We start from the raw sequence: 6705 nt of genomic DNA, 5'->3' as shown, positions 1-6705 counted from the left end.
AAACAAAAACTCATTCCCAACAACAACCAAATCCAAAAAAAACTACTCGGGCTGGTTATCGGGAAAAAGAGCGTAAAGCTCTCCGTCGAGCGCAATCGCCTCAAACGTCTGATGCGCGAATCGTTTCGCCTGCACCAGGATTCTCTGGTCGGCTGGGACATAGTTATCGTCGCGCGCAAAGGTTTGGGTGACGTAGAGAACCCCGAATTGATTCAGCATTTCGGCAAGCTCTGGAAACGTCTTGCACGCAGCAAGCCTGTTCCAGAAGTCAAAGCCGAAACTGTAGGGGTAGACAGTCCCGATGCGTAAACTGGCACTCGTTCCGATCCAGTTTTATCGCTACGCCATTAGTCCTTTGATGGCCAGTCACTGTCGTTTCTACCCCAGTTGTTCCTGCTACGCGTATGAAGCCATCGAAAATCATGGCCTTCTGCGCGGTGGCTGGCTGACCTTTCGTCGTTTAGGTCGCTGTCATCCGTGGAATCCCGGTGGTTATGACCCGGTTCCGCCTATCCCTACCTCCCGTTCTTCTTCGATGGCCGAGTAATCATGGATATCAAACGCACGATCCTGATCGTCGCCCTCGCAATCGTGGCTTACGTTATGGTTCTTAAATGGAACCAGGACTATGGCCAGGCTGCCTTGCCGACTCAGAATGTTGCTTCCAGTACGACCACATCTGGCCTGCCGGATACCGTTCCTGGCAATAATGCTGCTGCCAGTGACGACATTCCACGCGCCGCAAACGATACCAGCGCACCTGCTGAAACGCCGGTCGCTGCCAGCAAGGATCTGATCCAGATCAAAACCGACGTGCTCGATCTTGCGATCGATCCACAAGGTGGCGATGTTGCTCAACTGACTTTGCCTCTGTATCCACGTCGCCAGGATCGTCCTGATGTTCCGTTCCAGCTGTTCGATAACGGCGGCGAGCGTGTTTATCTGGCACAAAGTGGTCTGATCGGCACCAATGGCCCGGATGCAAATCCGGCCGGTCGTCCGGTTTACTCCTCGGAGAAGAAGACTTATCAACTGGCTGACGGTCAGGACCAATTGGTCGTAGACCTCAAGTTCAGCAAAGACGGCGTCAATTACATCAAGCGTTTCACTCTGAAACGTGGCCTGTATGACGTAAACGTGTCCTACATTGTGGATAACCAGAGCGCTCAGCCGTGGAACGGGGCAATGTTTGCCCAGTTGAAACGCGACGCCAGCGGTGACCCATCGTCCACAACAGCGACCGGTACTGCGACGTACCTCGGCGCTGCCCTGTGGACAAGTTCCGAGCCGTACAAGAAAGTGTCCATGAAGGACATGGACAAGGCCCAACTGAAAGAAACCGTCACCGGTGGTTGGGTAGCCTGGCTGCAACACTACTTCGTGACTGCATGGATTCCGGAGAAGGGCGAAAACAACATCGTCCAGACCCGTAAAGACAGCAAAGGCAACTACATCATCGGTTACACCGGTCCTACACTGACCGCTGCTCCAGGTGCCAAAGTTGAAACCAGCGCTATTTTGTACGCAGGTCCGAAAAGCCAGGCAGTTCTGAAAGAGTTGTCCCCAGGTCTGGAACTGACTGTCGACTACGGCATTCTGTGGTTCATTGCTCAGCCAATCTTCTGGTTGCTGCAACATATCCACGCCATTGTCGGTAACTGGGGCTGGTCGATCATCTTCCTGACCATGCTGATCAAAGGCTTGTTCTTCCCTCTGTCGGCTGCCAGCTACAAATCGATGGCGCGCATGCGTGCTGTTGCTCCAAAACTGGCCGCACTGAAAGAACAACATGGCGATGACCGGCAGAAAATGTCGCAAGCCATGATGGAGTTGTACAAGAAAGAGAAGATCAATCCACTGGGCGGCTGCTTGCCGATCCTCGTGCAGATGCCGGTTTTCCTTTCGCTGTACTGGGTTCTGCTCGAAAGCGTGGAAATGCGCCAAGCGCCGTTCATGCTGTGGATCACTGACCTGTCGATCAAGGACCCGTTCTTCATTCTGCCGATCATCATGGGCGCAACCATGTTCATCCAGCAGCAGTTGAACCCGACTCCTCCGGATCCGATGCAGGCGAAGGTCATGAAAATGATGCCAATCATCTTCACCTTCTTCTTCCTGTGGTTCCCGGCTGGTCTGGTTCTGTACTGGGTTGTGAACAACTGCCTGTCGATCACCCAACAGTGGTACATCACGCGTAAGATCGAAGCGGCGACGAAAAAAGCCGAGGCGTAACTTGCACTGTGGATAACACCACTCAAAACGCCCCCTAGTGGGGCGTTTTGCTATCTGTCACTTTTGTCTGGATTCCGGTTTATGAGCGTACCTCGTGAAACCATTGCTGCCATTGCCACCGCCCAAGGCCGCGGCGGTGTGGGCATCGTCCGTATTTCCGGGCCGTTGGCGAGTGCCGCGGCGCAGGCCATCAGTGGCCGCGAACTGAAACCGCGATATGCGCATTACGGCCCGTTTTTCAGTGATGACCGGCAAGTGCTGGATGAAGGTCTGGCGCTGTATTTCCCCGGCCCCAACTCGTTTACCGGCGAAGACGTGCTGGAATTACAGGGTCATGGCGGCCCGATCGTTCTGGATATGTTGCTCAAACGCTGCCTGGAACTGGGATGTCGTCTGGCCCGACCGGGTGAATTCAGCGAACGTGCGTTCCTCAACGACAAGCTCGACCTGGCCCAGGCCGAAGCGATCGCCGATCTGATCGAGGCCAGTTCTGCACAAGCAGCGCGTAATGCCCTGCGTTCGTTGCAAGGCGCGTTTTCCCACCGTGTGCATAACCTCACAGAACAGTTGATCGGTCTGCGGATCTACGTCGAGGCCGCAATCGACTTTCCGGAAGAGGAAATCGACTTCCTCGCTGATGGCCACGTGCTGAGCATGCTCGACAAGGTGCGCGATGAGTTATCCACCGTGCTGCGCGAAGCCGGGCAAGGTGCGTTGCTGCGCGATGGCATGACCGTAGTGATCGCAGGCAGGCCGAATGCCGGCAAATCCAGCCTGTTGAATGCCCTGGCCGGTCGCGAAGCCGCAATCGTTACCGAGATTGCCGGCACCACCCGGGACATTTTGCGTGAACATATCCACATCGATGGCATGCCGCTGCACGTAGTGGATACCGCGGGTCTGCGTGATACCGATGATCAGGTGGAAAAGATCGGCGTGGAACGCGCATTGAAAGCCATCAGCGAAGCAGATCGTGTGCTGTTGGTAGTCGATGCGACTGCACCGGAAGCTTTAGATCCATTCGCCTTGTGGCCGGAATTCCTTGAAACCCGTCCCGATCCGGCAAAAGTTACCTTGATCCGCAACAAGGCCGACCTGACCGGGGAGGCGATTGCCCTGGAAATCTGCACCGATGGCCACGTGACTATCAGCCTGAGTGCAAAGTCGGCCGGTGAAGGCCTTGAGCTGCTGCGCGATCATCTCAAGGCCTGCATGGGCTATGAACAGACGTCTGAAAGCAGCTTCAGTGCCCGACGCCGGCATTTGGAGGCATTACGTCATGCCAGTGCGGCGCTGGAACATGGCCGCGCTCAGCTGACATTGGCGGGTGCCGGCGAACTGTTGGCTGAGGATTTACGTCAGGCACAGCATTCGCTGGGTGAAATCACCGGGGCATTCAGCTCCGATGATCTGCTGGGGCGGATATTTTCCAGCTTCTGCATCGGTAAGTAACTCGACCGCTGCATTCGAACGGGCCCATTCGGGCCCGTTTTTGTTTTCCCCTTCTAAATAAACCAACCCGAGTGCCCGACTGAATCTTCAGGAGAGCGGTTTTCTCGTGCCTGGAACTCCTTCAATCAACGATTTCTGTGGATTAAGCCCTGTGAATAACTGCCACTGAGGTCAGTTGATAACATGGCCTGAAAACTGGATATAACCGCCCCTGTGGATAACCAGCCCATTCATCCACAGGCTTAGACCGGTTATCCAAGGGCCTTATTGGCACATGGACACAGGGTTTTGAATCTCTGTACATAACGTAAATAAAGGCCTGTAGAGATTTATCCACAGAAAATATACTCAGTAAAAATAAACATAAAAACAAAGGTTTTATAAATTTCTTTCTTTTTTATTCTTTTAACCGCGAGTTCTCCACAGCTGGTTAAATTTTGTGCAAAGGGTTCTTTAGGAAGGGCGAAGTCCCTATACTTGTCGACCAGGTCCAGAAACCTGATCTCAAACTATTCCTGAATTACCTACTTAAGCAGGCACGAGGTGCGTGGTGGATTTCCCTTCCCGTTTTGAAGTGATCGTCATCGGCGGCGGTCATGCCGGTACCGAGGCAGCACTGGCGTCAGCACGTATGGGGGCAAAAACCCTGTTGCTGACGCATAACGTGGAAACCCTCGGTGCCATGAGTTGCAACCCGGCTATCGGTGGCATCGGCAAAAGCCATCTGGTCAAGGAAATCGATGCCCTCGGCGGTGCGATGGCCACGGCTACCGATTTGGGCGGCATTCAGTTTCGCGTGTTGAACAGCCGCAAAGGTCCGGCCGTACGGGCGACCCGTGCGCAAGCTGACCGAATTCTCTACAAGGCCGCTGTCCGCGAAATCCTCGAAAACCAGCCGAACCTGTGGATATTTCAACAGGCAGCCGATGACCTGATCGTCGAGCAGGAACAAGTACGCGGTGTTGTCACCCAAATGGGTCTGCGTTTCTTCGCAGATTCCGTGGTGTTGACCACTGGTACGTTCCTCGGTGGACTTATCCACATCGGGTTGCAGAACTTTTCCGGCGGTCGCGCCGGTGATCCGCCATCGATTGCCCTGGCTCACCGCCTGCGTGAACTGCCATTACGTGTTGGTCGCCTGAAAACCGGGACCCCGCCGCGCATTGACGGCCGGTCTGTGGATTTCTCGGTGATGAGCGAGCAACCGGGCGATACGCCGATTCCCGTGATGTCGTTCATGGGCAACAAAGAACAACATCCACGGCAGGTCAGTTGCTGGATTACTCACACCAACGCCCGCACCCACGAAATCATTGCCGCGAACCTCGACCGTTCGCCGATGTATTCCGCTGCCGGCGAGATCGAAGGCATTGGCCCGCGTTATTGCCCGTCGATCGAAGACAAGATCCACCGCTTTGCCGATAAGGAAAGCCATCAGGTGTTCATCGAACCGGAAGGTTTGACCACCTATGAGCTGTATCCGAACGGGATATCCACAAGCTTGCCGTTCGACGTGCAATTGCAGATCGTGCAATCGATCCGCGGCATGGAAAACGCGCACATCGTGCGTCCGGGTTATGCCATCGAGTACGACTACTTCGATCCGCGTGACCTGAAGTACAGCCTGGAAACCAAAGTCATCGGCGGTCTGTTCTTCGCCGGGCAAATCAACGGCACCACCGGTTACGAAGAAGCCGGCGCCCAGGGTTTGCTGGCCGGGGCCAACGCCGCACTGCGCGCGCAGGGCAAAGAAGCCTGGTGCCCGCGTCGCGATGAGGCGTACATCGGCGTGTTGGTCGACGACCTGATCACCCTCGGTACCCAAGAGCCGTACCGCATGTTCACTTCCCGTGCCGAGTACCGCCTGATCCTTCGCGAGGACAACGCCGATCTGCGTCTGACCGAAAAAGGTCGCGAGCTGGGTCTGGTCGATGACGCGCGTTGGGCGGCCTTCTGCAAGAAGCGCGAAAGCATCGAAATCGAAGAGCAGCGCCTGAAAAGCACCTGGGTTCGCCCGGGCACGCAGCAGGGCGATGCGATTGCTGAAAAATTCGGCACGCCGCTGACTCACGAGTACAACTTGCTCAATCTGCTGAGCCGTCCGGAAATCGACTACGCTGGTCTGGTCGAAGTGACCGGGCACGGCGCCGAAGATCCACAGGTTGCCGAGCAGGTCGAGATCAAAACCAAATACGCCGGTTACATCGACCGTCAACAGGACGAAATCGCCCGTCTGCGCGCCAGTGAAGACACGAAACTGCCTGTGGATATCGATTACACCAACATTTCCGGTCTCTCCAAGGAGATCCAGGGCAAGCTCGGCGCGACTCGTCCCGAGACGCTGGGTCAGGCTTCGCGGATTCCGGGCGTGACCCCGGCAGCGATTTCGCTGTTGATGATTCATTTGAAAAAACGCGGCGCGGGCCGTCAGTTGGAGCAAAGCGCTTGAGTTCTAAGGTCACTTCGCAACACGCCGAAGAGTTATCCACAGGAGCCCGTGAACTCGGGATCAATCTCAGCGAAACTCAGCAAGAATTGCTGCTGGGTTATCTGGCCCTGTTGATCAAATGGAACCAGGCTTACAACCTGACTGCGGTGCGCGATCCCGACGAAATGGTTTCGCGGCACTTGCTCGATAGTCTCAGTGTGATGTCGTTCATCGAAAACGGCCGCTGGCTCGACGTCGGCAGTGGCGGCGGCATGCCGGGGATTCCGTTGGCGATCCTGTTTCCCGACTCGCAAGTGACCTGTCTGGACAGCAACGGCAAGAAAACCCGCTTCCTGACCCAGGTCAAACTCGAACTCAAACTGGATAACCTGCAAGTTATCCACAGCCGCGTCGAATCCTTCCAGCCTGCACAGCCATTCAACGGGATCATTTCCCGGGCGTTCAGCAGCATGGAGAACTTCAGCAACTGGACTCGCCACCTCGGCGACACCAATACGCGCTGGCTGGCAATGAAGGGCGTTCATCCGGCCGAAGACCTCGTAGCATATCCGGCAGACTTCAACCTCGATAGC

At 55.6% G+C, this 6705-nt stretch carries 6 protein-coding genes; all 6 read left to right on the top strand.

Going from position 1 to position 6705, the window contains the following annotated elements:
* On the top strand, positions 1–309 hold a 309-nt coding region (gene rnpA / locus ACIOZM_RS30955; RefSeq protein WP_401221331.1), incomplete at its 5' end, for a ribonuclease P protein component.
* Positions 302–547, top strand: coding sequence for a membrane protein insertion efficiency factor YidD (gene yidD / locus ACIOZM_RS30950; RefSeq protein WP_010465488.1), 246 nt, complete (start codon positions 302–304; stop codon positions 545–547). The genes rnpA and yidD, both read left to right, overlap by 8 nt.
* 2 nt (positions 548–549) lie before the next feature.
* Positions 550–2232 carry a membrane protein insertase YidC gene (yidC, locus tag ACIOZM_RS30945; protein ID WP_401221328.1) on the top strand — a complete coding sequence of 561 codons (1683 nt, stop codon included), beginning with the start codon at positions 550–552 and terminating at the stop codon, positions 2230–2232.
* Positions 2233–2313: 81 nt separating this feature from the next.
* A complete protein-coding gene (mnmE, locus tag ACIOZM_RS30940; RefSeq protein WP_401221326.1) occupies positions 2314–3684 on the top strand; it encodes a tRNA uridine-5-carboxymethylaminomethyl(34) synthesis GTPase MnmE in 1371 nt (456 codons plus the stop codon).
* Positions 3685–4234: 550 nt separating this feature from the next.
* The gene (mnmG, locus tag ACIOZM_RS30935; protein WP_401221323.1) at positions 4235–6133 is read left to right on the top strand and encodes a tRNA uridine-5-carboxymethylaminomethyl(34) synthesis enzyme MnmG; all 1899 of its coding nucleotides are present in this window, start codon (positions 4235–4237) and stop codon (positions 6131–6133) included.
* On the top strand, positions 6130–6705 hold a 576-nt coding region (rsmG, locus tag ACIOZM_RS30930; protein WP_401221320.1), incomplete at its 3' end, for a 16S rRNA (guanine(527)-N(7))-methyltransferase RsmG. The genes mnmG and rsmG, both read left to right, overlap by 4 nt.

This window comes from Pseudomonas sp. NPDC087346 (genome assembly GCF_044744235.1).
Lineage (GTDB): Bacteria > Pseudomonadota > Gammaproteobacteria > Pseudomonadales > Pseudomonadaceae > Aquipseudomonas.
The sequence above is the reverse complement of the archived record's forward strand: the minus strand, read 5'-3'. Positions and strand labels throughout refer to the sequence as shown.